Below are 18086 nucleotides of genomic sequence, written 5' to 3'. Positions count from 1 at the left end.
GGTCGAGGCGCGACACCGTGCATCTACGAATGATTGTATGCAGTTCTGTCAATGGGGTTACGCCCGCCTGAATTGTAGGTAATACTGATCCGAAGCGCTTACCTGTGCCCAAAGCCGGGTTCGCTCCCAGCCGTGTCCGAGTGTATTGCCCGGAGCGCGGCCAGGATCCTAGACGAAGGCAGGTCTCAACCAATGCTGCAGAATTCATTCGCCCGATCGGCACGCAGGAATTGGTGGATGATTCTCATTTCGGTTTTACTGTGCACCGGGATTGCGGGCGCAGTTACCGCCGCGACCGTCCCGGTCTATCAAAGCACCGTGCGGTTCTACGTCTTCGCTCCGACTGCGGAGGGGCAGACGGCCCTGCAGGCGGACGAACTCGCTCGCTTGCGAATCATCGGGTATGCGACCCTGCTGACCAGCGAAAAGATCGTTGAGCAGATTTCGAAGGCCAGTGGCGTTGAGGAATCCGTTGAGACGGTGACAGATATGATCAGCGCGAATGGCGACGCTGACACACTGATACTCACCGCGAATGTGCGAAGCGAAGACCAGGACGAAGCGACGGCACTTGCGTCATCGATTGCCACGAATTTTAATCGCCTGGTCAACGACCTTGAAGGCGCCGGAAGCCCTGAGGGTGCTGAAACCGTCCTCAATGTGGTTGCGGGACCAACCCAGGATGACAATCCTGTCTCTCCCAGCGAGATGCTGAACTACGGGCTGGGAATACTGGTCGGGCTGGCGCTGGGCGTGGGACTCATTATTCTTCGCAGCCGCGCTGACAACACGCTCCGCTCGATTGATAATCTCGAGGAAGCAAGCGGGCTGCAGCTTCTTTCGACGGTGCCCGCTGACCGAAAGGTGGATCGTGGAAGCCCCGGCGTGTCGGTCCGAAATTCCCTACAATTCGAAGCCTTCCGAAATCTGCGTACCAACCTTCATTTCCGTTCTGACGCCGACTCCTTACGGGTCATCGCCGTCACTTCAGCGACTGTCGGTGAGGGTGCGTCCACCGTTGCCTTCAATCTTGCTGCTGCCTGCGCGGAAGCGGGCTACCGGACTCTCCTTATCGAAACCGATATTCGCAACCCGCAGCTCGCGCCTGGTCTCGGATCCGTGCATAAAGACGGATTAGCAGAGGTGCTGCAGCACGGGCGTGAATTCGGATCGGTCATCAATTCCGGACCGTATGAACAACTCTCGATTATGTGCGCAGGCACGGCATCCGGCCGGGCCTCGGAACTCCTCAACGCCGCCGCTGTGGAGGCTGTCCTCAGGAAGGCCAAAGAGGCCTACGATCTGGTGGTCCTCGATACCGCTCCGCTTCTCCCCTTCGCGGACTCGCGAACGGTTGCCGCTCTCTCAGATGGGGTGATAGTCGTTGCCCGGTATGGCTACTCCACGCCCAACGGTGTGAGAGCGGGAGCGGAGACATTGGAACTGGTGGGTGCCAAGGTTCTGGGAATTGTCCTTAACGCTGTGCCTTTGCCCAAGCGGATACGAGCCCGCTTTTCATCAGAGCATGAAGGTCACACGGACGCGGACCCCACCGAAGACCCCGGCACCTTCCCCACAGAGCCAGAGAGCAAGGAAAAGCGCGGTCAGCATGTGGAGAGCCAATGACCAGCGCTGTAATTCGGGCGACTCGCCAGGGGGCCTAGGGTGCAGCTTCTTGCGTGGATAGGTCTCTGCTTTGCGGTTGCTTTTCTTCTGCGTAACCGGCCGACCGCCGCAATAATCTGCATCATTGCCCTCTGGTTTTTCGTTCCGACCGTGGGAAGTTACCTACTGACAGGCCAGCGCATCGGTCCGCTGACCTTCCATGCTGCGACCTGGTTGACGTTCGCCGTGATCTGCGTGCAGATGGTTCAGGATCCCCGGTCGTTGCTCAACGCGGTGGCACGCAACAGTTATCTGTTTCTCATCCTGCTGCTGGTCCTGGCGACTTCCCTTCTGACGACGAGGACAGTGCAGACCGGCGGCGGTATCGTCTTGCTCACCGATCAAATGATCGTCCCCGCGGTGCTCTTCCTGCTGATTATTTCCGTGGGAGGAAACTCCCCAACGCTGGTGTACACACTCCGCAACTTTCTGTTCCTGTTCGCCAGTATTGTGACGCTTATCGCGATGTGGCAGTGGTCTTCACAAAGCGTTCTGCTGTACGAATCAGGCTTCCTGACACAGTTCTGGTTCAACCCTGAAACTCAACGGTGGATGGGTACTTTCGACCAGCCACTGGCGTTGTCGCTTGTACTGTGTGCGCTGATGCCTTTGCTTGCCGGTGTCCGTAGGCTCTTCCTCGCGGTTCCGATGTTAGCGCTGTTCATGGCTGGAGTAATGATCACTCAGTCACGCGTAGGAATGATCGTTGCCTCTGCCGGAGCCGTCTATGCAATTGCCTTCTCCCGCCACCGGCGATCAATCAAAGCTCTTGTTCTAACTCTGGTGGGGGTGGGGTTTGTGGGCCTGCTCGCCTCACCTCTCGCTGCGGGAATACTCGAAAGGGTCGCCGACGACACCGGATCCACCGAGGCCAGAAACAAGGCTTATGGAGTGTTCGCCCGTGACTGGGAACAGTACTTTTTCACCGGGCAAGGTGTCACATCTAGCTATGAAATATCCGAGTACGCTGGCCTGCAGACCAGTTTTGAAAGCTCGGTGCTCATGTATGCCGTAGATATCGGAATCTTTTTTGCCATTCTGTACTTCGGTTTGCTGCTCTTCGTGGTGCTGAGGAATCACTCGAGACACCATGTCCCGGGACTTACTATTGCAGGACTTGTTGTAGCAATCATCCCGCACACCTACAGCGGACTCGCTACGCGGTCTGTTGCCGGCGTCGTCGTATGGACTGTCGTCGCCATGACGGTGATCGCGGCCCAACGATCGGTCGGCAATCCTCGAATCAGGACTAGCGCTGGGCAACGCCCGCGTTCACCAGCGGACGAAGATGTGCTCCCTGACTCCGCGGCTCAGCTGAAACCCCGGCACAGCATCGGTTCGGACACAAGCTGGATAGGTCGATGACAGATGGAATCGATCGAGAACGGACATTTGCTGTTTTCCCGGCGACGATTTCTTGCAGGCGCGTCCGGAGCGATCCTGCTCGCCGGATGCTCCGCTCGGAACCCCGTGCAGCAGGTACATCCGGTCCACACGGTTGACGGGCTGTTGGCAGAGGCGGTGTTCTATGTCGCGCACCGCGGCTCAATGGATAACTGGCCTGAACATACTGCTGATGCTTATACACAGTCGCTGGCCGCCGGAGCGAAGGCAATCGAGATTTCTCTTAGCGCAACCGCTGACGGAGAGCTCGTATGCCACCATGATCTCAATACACTCAGAATGACCGGCGTCGATCGGGTGATTGCCGAGACGAAATTCGATGGGCTTCGAAGTTTGCAGAACAATGCCCGACAGTGGCTCGGGCCCAATAGCTTCCTGCTGCCGATTCCGCGACTTCAGGACGTCCTGGACAGCCACGCTGCCCACTCGGTGATTTTCATTGAAGATAAGCAGGGGACGAACACGGCAGCTCTGCTGGACCTCATGGATTCCTATCCGGATTCCACCCAGCATTTTGTGTGGAAGCAGCCGGCATTGGTTGATGTTCCTGATGAGGTTACGCGGCGCGGATACAAAACATGGGGCTACTTACCCGCCGACGATTTCGGCGTTCTTGAGGAGGGCCTCGAAAGACTCGTGTCGAGGTATGACCTCCTCGGCATTCATCATTCGGCACCCGACGATCTCATTCGTACCTTGGTCCAGGGCGGTATACCCGTGATGGTGTGGGAAGTACACACACGCTCGATGCGAGACCGGCTTGTTGGCCTCGGCGTGAGGGGAATGATGTGCTCAAACATTCCGTATGTCACAACGTCAAGTGCGCGGTCCAGAGCGGATATCTTTGCGACCGGTCTGCGCGGTCACGGAGATTTGCCATGGGCGCTGGCCTGGACACACCAACCAGAAATTATCAGCTCCGGGTCGTCGATTCTCTTGGCGCATAGCGACAAGGCAAGCTACTGCATGGGATCGCTGTGTCCCGTCCCGACGTCAAATTACAGCATCAACTTTGAAATGCGCTGGCCCGAAACTTTACCCCGTGACAGGGACCACGCGGGGGTTGCTTTTGGGCAACGGGATGACTCGCCCTACCGGGTGCGGGCGCCCGCCGACTCTGGCGGATACCACCTGATTATTCGACGCGACGGAGAGCTTGTCCTTTTTGGCCGGGTGGCCGGCGAAGTTGACGGGTACCCGCTGGGCCGGGTTCTCACTTTGCCGCCAGTCGTTGGCGAGTGGATGCGCTTCCGCATTGAGGTCACTTCCAGCACCTTACGATGCGTCAGGCTGGATGACGGGAGTGGCACGGTGACTGCCCGAACCGATGTCTACCGTGGGGGATACTTTTCCCTGTGCCGCAACTACTGGGAATATCCTCCGGTCGAATTCCGCGGCGTGTCCGTAACTTAGTTTCCCCCCATAGATAGTGCGTTACGTTTCCGTGATACAGTCTTCCCTGACCATCGGCTATCGGAACCTGCCGGTGAGTTTTGGTTACAGGATCGTTCCCACCGCTCGGGTTGGGACGAGGTCATGGGTCGTGGTCCGTCCTCCCCAACGGAGAAGATCAACCAGGAAACTGGCTGGCACGATTCTGGTCAATTAACCACCCCAATTGCACGCCGCCTACGCGGCATAGCAGCGCACTGAACACTGAGAGCTGGGCTTAGTTGCTAGGAATGCGCGAGATCGTGATTTGCGTTCTTGCCACTCACCGCACCTACCAGAGGACCCTCTATGAGGAAAACAACCACCCGTACTATCGGATACTTGCTCGCAATCTCCCTCCTGCCCCTCACGGGCACGGCCGCCGTTGCAGCTGATGAGACGACATGCGACGCTATGAATCAAAACTTCTATCGGAGCATCAATCCTGGGAGCGGCGCCACACTTCTCAGTTCATCGACGGCTGAAATTGCTGCGGCCAAGGAAGACTTCGGCTTCACCGAGGAAACCGGACTGGTCTTTGCAGCCGCACCAGCCGCAGCCGAAGGGCTTCATCCGGTCTACCGGATGTATAAAGACGGCAACTTCGTCTGGATGCCTGATACCCCCGGTATCGGGGAGTACGAGAAGGCCATCAGCAACCACGCCTACCAGAGCCAGAAAATTGAGTTCTATGCCTCGACGACTGCTATGGACTGTGGAATCCCTGTGCACAGATTCCTGAAGGGCGACATTCACCGGTTCGCGACGACTCCGGCGGAACGGACCGCCCTTTCGGGGGATGGATGGGCTGACGAGGGCGTCAAGTTCTGGGTAGAGGCTCCGGACGCCACGGCAGCGCCGGTGGCTGCTCCGGCTCCGGCCCCCGCACCGGCACCTGCTCCGGCCCCCGCACCGGCACCTGCTCCGGCTCCCGCACCGGCACCTGCTCCGGCTCCCGCACCGGCACCTGCTCCGGCTCCCGCACCGGCACCTGCTCCGGCTCCTGCTCCGGCGCCTCCCGCCGCCAGCAATTGGGTGCTCTGGGAGAATGTGGCAAAGCCCGGCGAGAATATCAATACCGTCCTCGCGAAGCCCGAGCTCGCAGGGAAAGTTCTCAAACTCCCCGCAGGCGTCTTTGAAGTCTCCAACTTCCGTGACCCGGCTGCTGCGATCCGAGTGCCATCGACTGTCAAGGGCATCATCGGGGAGGGCCGCGACACAATCATCCGGATGAAAGCAAACACGTCTTCGTTCGGGTCGACGGTCCCGGCGCAGGGAAGCGGTCAAACAAACCAGCTCTACCTGATGAGAATGAACGATGGTCAGGACCAGATCCTCTCCGATTTCTGGCTTCAGGGAACAGTGCAGGGACACCTGTACAACGGCATCATGGTGGGCCAGTCATCGCCCGGAACCACGGTTCGGGACATCCTTATCACGGGCGTCCCGGGAGACGCAGGGACTCCTCCGGGAGAAACTTTCGGCCTCAACTGGTGGCGAGGTAGCGATTCCGTGACCCGGGACGTTGAAATCGATGGTTACCGCTGGACCGGTAACTCCTTTGGATCTCGTGTTAAAGGTCCCATCGTGGGGGCATCCCCCATTGGGTACAACAACCATGACCGGGCGAAGCTCTACAACGTGTTCACTCACGACTCCCTCGTCGGCATGCCGACCTTCTGGTACTCCAATAACGCGGAAACCTGGAACCTCCAGTCAATCCGCAACGTCACAGGGATCAATCATGAAGAGAGCTTCAACATTGTTCATAACCAGCCGGTGATTCACAGTTCGCACACCCGCCGCCACGTGAATTTCATGTCCAATCAGTCGGACGGAAAACTCACAATCATTGGTGCAATTACGGATGAGTGGATAAGCGGAAGCGAATCCGGGCCCATCGGGAAGGGAAAGCGAATTCTCATGCTGACCCCGAACAGTTACCGGACGACAAATGACAATACGATTAAGACACCGCCGAAGGTCGTTCTCGATGACGGTGTGACACCTGTGCCATATACCTGGGCACACTAGAAACTAGGCAGCACCACCCCTCATGTACCGGGCGCCCGGTCATCCCGACAGCGGGGTGACAGGGCGCCCAGTGCGTGAGGGGTAAACCTTCCGGTCGGGGCGCGTAGAGTGTAGGTGCCCGCGCAACCACTGAGGAGAAACGTTTGTCCATTCCGTCTGCTCCGCATCACCCTCTGACCGACACCGAGGTGCAGCGGATCCGCAACGACTTTCCGATCCTGGCTACCGAGGTCAATTCCCGGCCGCTCATCTACCTTGACTCCGGCGCCACCTCCCAAAATCCGTCGACCGTGCTGGAAGCGGAACAGGAGTTCTACGAGCAGCGAAACTCAGCCGTCCATCGTGGGGCGCACACGCTCGCCGTGGAGGCGACTGACGCCTACGAGGCGGCCCGGGAAACCGTTGCTGCCTTCGTCGGCGCCGCCGTGGACGAGATTGTGTGGACCTCCAATGCCACCGAGGCACTGAACCTGGTGGCGTACTCCTTCTCGAATGCATCAGTGGGACGTGGAGGACCCGCCGCTGAACGATTCATTCTGGGCCCCGGTGACGAGATCGTGGTGACCGAGATGGAGCACCACGCCAATCTGATCCCCTGGCAGGAGCTCGCCGCCCGCACCGGTGCCACGCTGCGCTGGATACCTGTGGACGACGACGGCGCGCTTCGGCTCGAGGACGCAACCGCCATCATCGGCCCCGCCACCAGGGTCGTCGCTTTCACCCATGCGTCAAACGTGCTCGGGACCATCAACCCGGTTGCTGAACTCGTTGCGATGGCGCGCCAGCATGGCGCCCTGACAGTCCTCGACGCGTGCCAGTCGGTGCCCCACCTGCCCGTCGACGTGCACGCGTTGGGCATCGACTTCATGGCCTTCTCCGGGCATAAGATGCTCGGACCCACCGGGATCGGGGCCCTGTATGGCCGTTCGGAGTTGCTCAACGCGATGCCACCCTTCCTCACCGGCGGGTCGATGATCACCACCGTCACGATGGAACGCGCCGAGTACCTTGAGGCGCCAGCACGCTTCGAGGCCGGGACCCAGCGGATTTCCCAGGCCATCGCCCTGGCGGCCGCAGCAAATTACCTCACCGAAACCGGGATGCGGCGGGTGCAGGAGTGGGAGGAAACCCTGGGCCGCCAATTGGTGGAAGGACTCAGCCAGCTGCCGGGCATCCGGGTACTGGGCCCAGCAGCAGGGACGGAGCGAATCGGATTGGCAGCGTTCGACGTCGACGGTGTCCACGCCCACGACGTCGGCCAGTATCTTGACCACGCGGGCATTGCGGTGCGGGTGGGCCACCACTGCGCCCAGCCCCTGCACCGCCGGCTCGGCCTGACGGCCAGCACACGCGCCAGCACCTACCTGTACAACACCAGCGACGAAGTGGATGCCTTCCTGGCGGCCGTCGCCGGTGTCCGCCCGTTTTTTGGAGTGAAGTGATGTCCGACGACCTGCAGCAGCTCTACCAACAGATCATCCTGGATCACGCGAAGGAACGCCACGGTGCTGGTCTGCGGGACCACGACGGCGCTGGCAACCAGGGGCAATCCCATCAGCTGAACCCGGTGTGCGGCGATGAGATCACGTTGCGAGCCGTCCTGGTGGACGGCACGCTCACCAGCGTCAGCTGGGATGGGGCCGGATGCGCAATTTCGATGTCGTCCGCGTCGGTCCTGACCGATCTGGTGGTCGGTCAGGACCGCGACACGGTGATGGACCTTGTGGACGAGTTCCGGACGGTGATGCGCTCACGGGGCAGGGTCCCCGCAAACGAGGAGGTGCTCGGGGACGCGGCAGCCCTGGCCGGAGTCTCCAAGTACCCTGCGCGGGTCAAGTGCGCCATGCTGGCGTGGGTGGCGCTGGAGGAAGCGCTGCTCGCGGCGAACCAGTAGGTCCACGCCCGATTAGCCCTAGCGGTCCCGCCCCTCGAAGAGGTCGGGCACGCCGTCGTTGTCCGCGTCCACCTGTTCGGCTTCCTCGATCCCGCGGTAATGCTTGTTCCGGCTCCGGAGGATCACTGTGGCGGCGAGGGCAGCGATCAGGGACGCGCCGAGAATGGCGACCTTCGCATGGTCGTTCTGCTCGGTTCCCTGGGCGAAACTGAGGTCATTGACCAGCAGCGACACGGTGAAGCCAACCCCTGCGAGCAGGCCCACTCCCAACAGGTCGATCCAGCGCAGATCCGGGTCCAGGTTGGCGCGGGTCGTTTTGGTGAGCACAAAGGTGGTCAGCAGGATCCCGATCGGTTTACCGATTACCAGTCCCGCGATAATGCCGAGGGTGACGGTGTCGCCGAGGGCCGACAGCAGGCCTTCGGTCCCACCAACCGCCACACCTGCCGAGAAGAACGCGAACACCGGGACAGCGAATCCGGTGGACAGCGGGCGGAAGCGGTGCTCGAATATTTCGGCCAGCCCCGGTTTGTTCGGCCGGGGCATCTTCACCGTGCCGTCCTTGGCCTTGCGGAGCACCGGCACGAGGAAGCCGAGCAGGACACCGGCGACCGTGGCGTGAACGCCCGACGCATGCATCAGGATCCAGGTGGCGATACCAATCGGGAGGAGGATCAGCCAGGCGGCAGGGGTGTGGCGGCCAAAGTACTTGGGGTTCTTCTGCGCCAGGAAGCCAAACAACGCCAGGGGCACCAGCATGAAGAGCAGGTAGGTGAACTCGACGTCGTCGGAGTAGAAGAAAGCGATGATGGCAATCGCGATGAGATCGTCCACGACGGCGAGGGTCAGGAGGAAAACTCGCAGCGCGCTGGGGAGGTGGGAGCTGATCACTGCCAGGACGGCGAGGGCAAAGGCGATGTCGGTTGCCGTCGGAATGGCCCACCCCCGCAAGGACTCGGGGGAGGACAGGTTCACGATCACGTAGAAGAGGGCGGGCACCAGGACGCCGCCGGCGGCAGCCGTCACCGGCACCACCGCCCGGCTGAACTTGCGCAGGTCACCAGCAACAAACTCCCGTTTCAGTTCGAGGCCCACCAGGAAAAAGAAGATGGCAAGCAGCCCGTCCGCGGCCCAGGCCCCGACGCTCAGCCGCAGATGCCAGGGCTCGTACCCAAACTCGAAATCCCGAATCGCGAAATAGCTGGCTGAGGCTGGCGAGTTAGCCCAGATCAGGGCCGCGACGGCGGCGATCAGCAGCAGGATGCCACCGACCGTTTCCTTGCGGAGGATCTCATTGAGCCGCAGGTACTCCGGGTAGCTCGACCTTTCGAGGACCCGCTTTGGTGCCTTTGGTTCCTGGTTGTTGCTCACGGTGCGACCTTCTCTGATTTCGCCAATTCGATACTGACAGCCAACTCGATGCTTCTAGCCAACCAGGGCGCGGACGCCGATCACGAGGGTGGCTACGCCCAGGATCATTGAGGTGGTAATCAGCATAAAGTGCACCTTGAGGAACCGGGTAGGTGCACCCGACTCATCTTTGGAACGTGGGTCCTTGAAGACGCGCCGCAGGAAGGGTGGCCAGACGATCAAAGTCCAGATGCCGGCCAGGATGAGGATCAGGGCCAGGGGGGTGGGAAGCGACATGGTGATGAACTCCTTAGCCCTGGCGGCTCTCGAGCCACTTGCGTGCCTCGGTGGCCTGAAGGTTCAGTGCCTTACCGATCATGGGTTCAGCCGCCGACGCGATCTTGGACCCCATGAAGGGGATCGACGAGCTGACGGTCCCGGTGAGGTCCACCCGGGTGTCGGCGCCGGCCGCGACCAGACGCTGTTCGGCGTCAACGGTGACCGGCACACCTGCGACGGTCATGGTGACCTTGGCGGTGCGGGACCCATCGGGCGTCGGAGCGGTCCAGTGTTCCGTCTGGGTGACGGTGAGGGACTCGCCGACAAACTTACGCACCATGTCCGGGAGGCGCTTCGTGGGAAGCGTCCGGACGGCGCTCAGGGTGAAGGCGGCGGCGGTGTCGCCGTCGACGGTGACCGACTTCAGGGTGCCGCCCACCTTCTCGCTAACGTGCTTCAGGAAAGCCTCGTCGGTGAAGACGCCGGTTACCGTGGCGGCGTCGTAGGGCAGGGTGGTCGAAGCGTTCAGTGCCAAGGTTCCTCCGTAATGGAAAGGCGGTGAGGTGGAATGCGGTTTGCGCCCCACCCATCCTAGGGCCTTCCCGGGCCGCCGGGTGGGTCCCACAGGGTAGGCTTGGGGTATCCCCGGAATTCGACAGAATTTCGGGCTTTTGTGCTGGATAAACCGGTCGGAACCGCCTACCGCGGCCACCGTTGTCCCCGGAAACTGTCGGATCCTCGAGGAGAACCATTGAGCCTGAACGGACTGCGCGCCGCACTGATCGAGGACACGTCGTTCGCCCGGGTGAGGACGAATGCCTCGCACGGGGTCGCTGACCGGAACACCGACCTGCAGATCGGCGCGCCGGCCGGTCTGCGGGCAGCCTTGTTGGCCGAAATGGTGGATGGTCTGGCCTCATCCTCAACTACAACTGACGGTAACGCCGAGGGAGGCGCCAGCACACCGGTAGTGCTGGCCGTCACCGCCACCGGCCGGGAGGCCGAAGACCTTGCCGCGGCACTCCGGAGCTATTTGCCGGTCGCCGACATCGAGGAGTTCCCCAGCTGGGAGACGCTGCCCCACGAACGTCTCTCGCCGCGGTCAGACACCGTGGGCCGCCGGCTGTCCGTCCTGCGCCGGCTCGCACACCCCGAGGGGTCACCCGTGCGGGTCATCATTGCGCCCATCCGCGCCGTCGTCCAGCCACTGGTCGCGGGCCTGGGCGAGTTGCAGCCGGTCACCCTGAGGGTCGGCCAGGACGCCGAGTTCACTGAGGTGGTCCGGGCCCTGTCCGACGCCGCCTACGCTCGCGTGGACATGGTCACCCATCGTGGTGAGTTCGCAGTGCGTGGCGGAATCATCGACGTGTTTCCGCCCACCGAGGACCATCCCCTGCGGATCGAGTTCTTCGGTGACGAGGTGGAAGCGATGCGCTGGTTCGCCGTCGCCGACCAGCGCTCGCTGGTCCGCGAGGAGGACGGCCAGCCGAGAATGCTCTTCGCCCCGCCCTGCCGGGAAATCCTGATCACCCCCTCGGTCATGTCCCGGGCAGCTAAACTCAAGGCAGACCTGCCCGCCGCCGCAGCGATGCTGGAAAAGATTGCCGGCGGCATCGCAGTGGAGGGGATGGAGTCGCTCGCCCCGGTGCTGGTCGATGCGATGGTGCCCCTGGTCGGTGAGCTGCCCGCCGGGTCGATCGCCGTCGTCATTGAGCCCGAGAAGGTGCGGACCCGCGCCCACGATCTGGCCGCCACCAATGAGGAGTTCCTTGAGGCAGCCTGGTCCACGGCGTCCGAGGGCGGCGCCGCACCGCTCGACCTCGGCGGCGCCCTGGGCGCCGATTTGCAGACGGCGAGCTTCAGGTCCCTGACCGATACCCGCTCGGCGGCGCTCGCGAACAAGGTCGCCTGGTGGTCAATTACCTCCTTCGGTTCCGACGAGTCGCTGCAGGAATTCCTTCCAGAGATCGACGCATTCACGGTGCGGGCACGAGAGCCCCGCGGCTACCAGGGCGACGTGGCCGAAATGATGGATTTCCTGGGCGGCCGCGTGCGCGACCAGTGGCGGGTGGTCGTAGCCACCGAGGGCCCCGGTCCGGCTGCGCGCCTCGCTGAACTGTTCCACGACCACGACATTCCGGCCGCCCGGGTGGATTCACTAGAGTCACCGCCACAGCCGGGGATCATCGAAATTACGACGGCGTCCGCGGGCAGGGGCTTCGTCCTCGACTCCCTCAAGCTGGGACTCCTGACCGAGGCTGACCTGCTGGGCCGCACCACTGCGTCCGGAACCCGGGACATGCGCAAAATGCCCTCCAAACGGCGCAACGCCGTCGATCCGTTGCAGCTCCGTGAGAACGACTATGTGGTGCACGAGCAGCACGGTGTGGCCCGTTTCGTTGAACTGCTGCAGCGTGCCACCGGGGCGGGGCCCACCAAGACCATCCGTGAGTACCTGGTGCTCGAGTACGCGCCCTCCAAGCGCGGCGCTCCCGGCGACCGGCTGTTTGTCCCCACAGACCAGCTCGACCAGGTCACCCGGTATGTGGGCGGGGATGCCCCGGCGCTCAGCAAGATGGGCGGATCCGACTGGGCGAGCACCAAGTCCAAGGCACGCAAGGCAGTCAAGGAGATCGCGGGGGAACTGATCCGGCTGTACTCGGCGCGGATGGCATCACGCGGCTTCGCCTTCTCCGCGGACACCCCCTGGCAGCGTGAGCTGGAAGAGGCGTTCCCCTACATCGAGACCCCCGACCAGCTGACCACCATCAACGAGGTCAAGGCGGATATGGAGCGCGAAGTGCCGATGGACCGGCTGGTCTCCGGCGACGTCGGCTACGGCAAGACGGAGATCGCGGTGCGGGCCGCCTTCAAGGCCGTCCAGGACGGCAAGCAGGTCGCGGTGCTGGTGCCGACCACGCTGCTGGTGCAACAGCACTACGAGACCTTCTCCGAACGGTTTTCCGGTTTTCCGGTGAGGGTCAAACCCCTGTCCCGGTTCCAGAGTGCCAAGGAATCGCGGGAGACCTCCGAGGGGATTGGTTCCGGCGCTGTCGACGTCGTCATCGGCACCCACCGGCTGCTGTCCAACCAGGTCCAGTTCAAGGACCTGGGCCTGGTCATCGTCGACGAGGAACAGCGTTTCGGCGTGGAACACAAGGAAGCGCTGAAGAAGATGCGCACCAACGTGGACGTGCTCGCGATGAGCGCGACCCCGATTCCCCGGACCCTCGAGATGTCGCTGACCGGTATCCGGGAAACTTCGACGCTGGCCACCCCACCCGAGGAACGGCACCCGGTGCTCACCTATGTGGGCCCCTACACGGACAAGCAGACCTCAGCAGCGGTGCGGCGCGAGCTGATGCGTGAGGGCCAGGTGTTTTTCGTCCACAACCGGGTGTCCTCGATCGACCGCACCGCTGCGCACCTCAAAGAGCTGGTGCCCGAGGCGCGGGTCGCCGTCGCGCACGGCCAGATGAGCGAGTCCCGGCTGGAACAGATCATCGTGGACTTCTGGGAAAAACGCTTCGACGTCCTCGTGTGCACCACCATCATCGAAACCGGGCTGGACATCTCCAATGCCAACACCCTGATCGTGGACCGGGCCGACAACTACGGCCTGTCCCAGTTGCACCAGCTCCGCGGCAGGGTGGGACGAGGGCGCGAACGTGCCTACGCCTACTTCCTCTACCCCTCGGAGAAGCCGTTGGGCGAGGTGGCACTGGAGCGGCTGAAGGCTGTCGCCTCCCATAACGAGCTCGGCGCCGGCATGCAGCTCGCACTGAAGGATCTTGAGATCCGCGGTGCAGGCAACATGCTTGGCGGGGAACAGTCCGGCCACATCCAGGGGGTGGGTTTCGACCTGTACATCCGGCTGGTCGGTGAGGCAGTCGCGGACTTCCGTGGCGACGCGGAGGAGAAGGCAGCGGAGATGAAGATCGAGTTGCCGGTCAACGCCCACCTGCCCCACGACTACGTACCGGGGGAGCGGCTGCGTCTGGAGGCCTACCGCAAGCTGGCCTCCGCGATCACCTACGACGCCATCGACGCCGTGGTGGAGGAACTGGGTGACCGGTACGGGGAGCCACCCGCTCCGGTGGTCAACCTGATTGCGGTCGCCCGGTTCCGGGTGGCGGCGCGTGCGGCAGGCCTGACCGATGTTGCGCTGCAGGGAAACTTCATCAAGTTTGCGCCGGCGGAGCTCCCGGAATCGAAGGAAATGCGGCTCAAGCGCATGTATCCGGGATCCTCGCTGAAACCAGCATTGAACGCGGCCTTGATCCCGAAGCCGAAGACCTCGCCGGTGGGCGGCCGGGACCTGTCCGACGCCGACATCCTTACCTGGGCGCAGAACGTCGTGGACGCGATCTTCACCGAGTAGGCGACGCCCTGCAGTGGTAAAGTCGAACCCGACCACACGGGTATGACCCCCTGTCCCACAGCCTGCGGAAACCAGCCGTTCAGCAGCGTCGCCGCGGCCCTGTTGCCCGGCTGTGGGAACCGTCCCGCCGTGGCACCGAACCGAAGTACGGAGAACACTCAACGATGGAAACTACTGCCACCGGGAGCACCGCCATAGCGCCTGCGTCACGGGCACTGGAAGTGATCGGCGGGGACCTGACCGAGAAGGCCCTGAAACGCTACCTCGAAGGCATTGCCGGTGTTGACGCCGTGGGCCTTGAGGCGCGTGCAGCGTCCCTCGGGACCCGGTCGATCAAGACCACCTCCAAGGCCTGGGCCCTGGACAAGATCATCTCCCTGATCGACCTGACCACTCTGGAGGGTGCCGACACGCCGGGCAAGGTGAGATCCCTCGTCGCCAAAGCGCTGGTTCCCGACGCCGATGACCTGTCCACCCCCCGGGTGGCAGCGGTCTGCGTGTACGGCGACATGGTGCCCCACGCCGTGGAGGCGCTGGGCAGGGCCCACGACGCGGACGCCGCGGGCAGGATCAACGTTGCGGCGGTCGCTACGGCCTTCCCGTCCGGGCGGGCCTCACGGTCGGTGAAGCTCTCCGACACCGCCGACGCGGTGGCGGCGGGTGCGGACGAGATCGACATGGTCATTGACCGTGGCGCGTTTCTCTCCGGGCGGTATGGCCTGGTCTTCGACGAGATCGTTGCGGTGAAGGAAGCCTGCCGCCGCGACGACGGTTCCTACGCCCACCTGAAGGTGATCCTCGAGACCGGGGAGCTGAACACGTACGACAACATCCGGCGCGCCTCGTGGCTTTCCATCCTGGCTGGCGGCGACTTCATCAAGACCTCCACCGGCAAGGTAGCCCCTGCGGCGACCCTCCCGGTCACCCTGTCGATGCTCGAAGTGGTCCGCGACTGGCACCGGCTCACCGGTGAGAAGATCGGGGTCAAGCCGGCCGGCGGCATCCGCACTTCCAAGGACGCCATCAAGTACCTGGTCACCGTCGCCGAAACGGTGGGGGAGGACTGGCTTCAGCCGGACCTGTTCCGCTTCGGCGCCTCCAGCCTCCTCAATGACGTGCTCCTGCAGCGTCAGAAGCTCACCAGCGGCAGCTACTCCGGCCCTGCCTACGTCACGATCGACTAAGGATCCAACCCATGACTTTTCTCGAGTACGCACCGGCCCCGGAGTCCACGGCCATCCTGGACCTCAAGAGCGAGTACGGCCTGTTCATCAACGGTGAGTTCGTTCCCGGCAACGGCGAATCCTTCACCACCATTTCCCCTGCCACCGAGCAGAAGATCACCACCATTTCGTGCGCCAGCGAGGCCGACGTCGACTCCGCCGTCGCCGCCGCCCGCCGCGCCTACGAGAAGACCTGGTCGAAGCTCTCGGGCACGGACCGGGGAAAGTACCTGTTCCGCATCGCCCGCCTGGTGCAGGAACGCGCCCGTGAACTGGCAGTCGCAGAAACCCTCGACAACGGCAAGCCGATCAAGGAAAGCCGCGACGTCGACGTGCCCCTGGTGGCCGCGTGGTTCTTCTACTACGCCGGCTGGGCCGACAAGCTCGACCACGCCGGAATGGGCCCCAACCCCCGCTCGCTGGGTGTCGCGGCACAGGTGATCCCGTGGAACTTCCCGCTGCTGATGCTGGCATGGAAAATCGCCCCGGCCCTGGCCGCGGGCAACACCGTGGTCCTCAAACCCGCCGAGACCACCTCCCTGACCGCGATGCTCTTCGCCGAGATCCTGCAGCAGGCCGACCTGCCAGCGGGTGTCGTCAACATTGTCACCGGAGCCGGTGCAACAGGCTCCGCCCTGGTCAACCACCCGGATGTGAACAAGGTCGCCTTCACCGGCTCCACCGCCGTCGGACGGTCCATCGCCCGTTCAACGGCCGGCACGGGCAAGAAACTCACCCTCGAGCTCGGCGGCAAGGGCGCGAACATCGTGTTCGACGACGCCCCCATCGACCAGGCCATCGAGGGCATCGTCAACGGGATCTTCTTCAACCAGGGGCAGGTCTGCTGCGCCGGATCCCGCCTGCTGGTCCAGGAATCGATCCACGACGAGGTGGTCGAACGGCTCAAGTCCCGCCTGTCCACGCTGCGCGTCGGTGACCCCCTCGACAAGAACACCGACATTGGTGCGATCAACTCGGCGTCCCAGCTCGGCCGGATGCGCGAGCTCTCCGACATTGGGGAGCAGGAGGGCGCCACCCGGTGGAGCCCCGACAGCAACCTGCCGCAGCAGGGTTTCTGGTTCCCGCCCACCATCTTCACCAACGTATCCACCAGCCACCGCATTGCCCGGGACGAGATCTTCGGACCGGTGCTCTCGGTGCTGACCTTCCGCACGCCGGCCGAAGCGATCGCGAAAGCCAACAACACCCCCTACGGCCTGTCAGCTGGCATCTGGTCGGACAAGGGCAGCCGCGTGCTCGCCGTCGCCGACAAGCTGCGCGCAGGAGTGATCTGGGCCAACACCTTCAACAAGTTCGACCCCGCCTCACCGTTTGGCGGCTACAAGGAATCCGGCTACGGCAGGGAGGGCGGTCGCCACGGTCTGGGCGCCTACCTGGCACCAGCGTCGTCGGGCGCTGCAGACAAGTCCGTCGTCTCGGCCCTCATGTCCAAGACCCCACTGGGAGGCTCCAAATGAGCGCTGCACGGCTAGGCGTACCGAAGACCTACAAGCTCTACATCGGCGGCAAGTTTGTCCGCAGCGAATCCGGACGCGTCTATGAGGTACCGACCAGGAAGGGTGGACCCCTGTTGAACACCGTCAATGCGGCCAAGGGCTCACGCAAGGACGCGCGCGACGCCGTCACCGCCGCCCGCGGGGCCGTCAGCGGCTGGGCCGGTACCTCCGGATACAACCGGGGCCAGGTGCTGTACCGCATCGCCGAGGTGCTCGATGGGCGCCGGGCCCAGTTTGCCGACGAAATTGCCGCGTCCGAGGGCGTCTCGGCCGCGGCCGCGATCGCCCAGGTCGACGAGGCGATTGACCTGTGGGTCTGGTACGCCGGCTGGGCGGACAAGTATGTCCAGGTGGCGGGCAACGCCAACCCGGTGTCCGGCCCCTACTTCAACCTGTCCACCCCCGAGCCCACCGGCGTGGTGGCGGTCATCGCACCGCAGGGCCCCGGCTCACTGATCGGTTTCGTCCGGGCGGTCGCGCCGGTGCTGGTCAGCGGCAACACCGCGGTGGTCATCGGCAACGAGCGGGCGCCCCTGGCCGCGCTCAGCCTCGGAGAGGTACTGGCCACCTCCGACGTGCCCGCCGGCGTCGTGAACATCCTCAGTGGTTCGCCAGCGGAAATCGCTCCGTGGCTGGCCTCGCATGCCGACGTCAACGCCCTGGACCTGCTCGGCGCCGAAAACCTGGACTGGGTGGACCTGCAGATCGCCGCTGCGGAAACGCTCAAGCGGGTGCTCCCTCCGGAGACCGGGCCCGACGCCGGTGCCCCCTCGATCGACCGGATCACCTTCTTCACCGAAACGAAGACCGTCTGGCACACCAAAGGTCTGATCTAGGCCTCCCGGCCCAGCTCCCACCCACACAAAAGTGGCGGACCTGCAGGGGAGTGGTTGCTCAACCACTTTCCT

The 18086-nt window shown here is 63.2% G+C and carries 13 protein-coding genes; 10 read left to right on the top strand and 3 right to left on the bottom strand.

What is annotated here, in order from left to right; all coding sequences use genetic code 11:
* Window positions 1-237: 237 nt before the first annotated feature.
* The 6 genes from H4V95_RS14060 to sufU all read left to right on the top strand — a co-directional run bounded on the left by H4V95_RS14060 (window position 238) and on the right by sufU (window position 8428).
* Window positions 238-1626 carry a polysaccharide biosynthesis tyrosine autokinase gene (locus H4V95_RS14060; RefSeq protein WP_209730891.1) on the top strand — a complete coding sequence of 463 codons (1389 nt, stop codon included), beginning with the start codon at window positions 238-240 and terminating at the stop codon, window positions 1624-1626.
* 39 nt (window positions 1627-1665) lie between these two features.
* A complete protein-coding gene (locus tag H4V95_RS14055) occupies window positions 1666-3030 on the top strand; it encodes a hypothetical protein (protein WP_209730890.1) in 1365 nt (454 codons plus the stop codon).
* 3 nt (window positions 3031-3033) lie between these two features.
* Window positions 3034-4482 carry a glycerophosphodiester phosphodiesterase family protein gene (locus H4V95_RS14050; protein WP_209730889.1) on the top strand — a complete coding sequence of 483 codons (1449 nt, stop codon included), beginning with the start codon at window positions 3034-3036 and terminating at the stop codon, window positions 4480-4482.
* A gap of 327 nt (window positions 4483-4809) precedes the next feature.
* Complete coding sequence (locus H4V95_RS14045; RefSeq protein ID WP_209730888.1) at window positions 4810-6534, top strand: hypothetical protein; 1725 nt, start codon at window positions 4810-4812, stop codon at window positions 6532-6534.
* Window positions 6535-6677: 143 nt separating this feature from the next.
* Entirely contained in the window at window positions 6678-7976 is a 1299-nt protein-coding gene (locus tag H4V95_RS14040) for an aminotransferase class V-fold PLP-dependent enzyme (protein WP_245345715.1), read from the top strand.
* The gene (gene sufU / locus H4V95_RS14035; protein WP_196867804.1) at window positions 7976-8428 is read left to right on the top strand and encodes a Fe-S cluster assembly sulfur transfer protein SufU; all 453 of its coding nucleotides are present in this window, start codon (window positions 7976-7978) and stop codon (window positions 8426-8428) included. The genes H4V95_RS14040 and sufU overlap by 1 nt, the downstream gene beginning before the upstream one ends.
* A gap of 18 nt (window positions 8429-8446) precedes the next feature.
* Here sufU and nhaA read toward each other — a convergent pair whose 3' ends face one another.
* The 3 genes from nhaA to H4V95_RS14020 are packed head-to-tail and all read right to left on the bottom strand — an operon-like array spanning window position 8447 to window position 10592.
* Entirely contained in the window at window positions 8447-9799 is a 1353-nt protein-coding gene (gene nhaA, locus H4V95_RS14030; RefSeq protein ID WP_196867805.1) for a Na+/H+ antiporter NhaA, read from the bottom strand.
* Between the two features lie 54 nt (window positions 9800-9853).
* A complete protein-coding gene (locus H4V95_RS14025) occupies window positions 9854-10075 on the bottom strand; it encodes an SCO4848 family membrane protein (RefSeq protein WP_196867806.1) in 222 nt (73 codons plus the stop codon).
* Window positions 10076-10088: 13 nt separating this feature from the next.
* Window positions 10089-10592 carry a DUF2505 domain-containing protein gene (locus H4V95_RS14020; protein ID WP_196867807.1) on the bottom strand — a complete coding sequence of 168 codons (504 nt, stop codon included), beginning with the start codon at window positions 10590-10592 and terminating at the stop codon, window positions 10089-10091.
* 216 nt (window positions 10593-10808) lie between these two features.
* Between H4V95_RS14020 and mfd the strand changes: the two genes are divergently transcribed.
* The 4 genes from mfd (at window position 10809) to H4V95_RS14000 (ending at window position 18014) form a co-directional block, all read left to right on the top strand.
* Window positions 10809-14438, top strand: a complete 3630-nt coding sequence (gene mfd, locus H4V95_RS14015; protein WP_196867808.1) for a transcription-repair coupling factor — start codon at window positions 10809-10811, stop codon at window positions 14436-14438.
* Window positions 14439-14602: 164 nt separating this feature from the next.
* A complete protein-coding gene (gene deoC, locus H4V95_RS14010; protein WP_209730887.1) occupies window positions 14603-15622 on the top strand; it encodes a deoxyribose-phosphate aldolase in 1020 nt (339 codons plus the stop codon).
* An 11-nt stretch (window positions 15623-15633) separates the two neighbouring features.
* Entirely contained in the window at window positions 15634-17139 is a 1506-nt protein-coding gene (locus H4V95_RS14005; RefSeq protein WP_209730886.1) for an aldehyde dehydrogenase family protein, read from the top strand.
* Complete coding sequence (locus H4V95_RS14000) at window positions 17136-18014, top strand: aldehyde dehydrogenase family protein (protein WP_196867811.1); 879 nt, start codon at window positions 17136-17138, stop codon at window positions 18012-18014. Before H4V95_RS14005 ends, H4V95_RS14000 begins: the two co-directional genes overlap by 4 nt.
* The last annotated feature ends 72 nt before the right edge of the window (window positions 18015-18086 follow it).

Source organism: Arthrobacter sp. CAN_C5, assembly GCF_017875735.1.
In the GTDB taxonomy this organism is placed as follows: domain Bacteria; phylum Actinomycetota; class Actinomycetes; order Actinomycetales; family Micrococcaceae; genus Arthrobacter_D.
The sequence above is the reverse complement of the archived record's forward strand: the minus strand, read 5'-3'. Positions and strand labels throughout refer to the sequence as shown.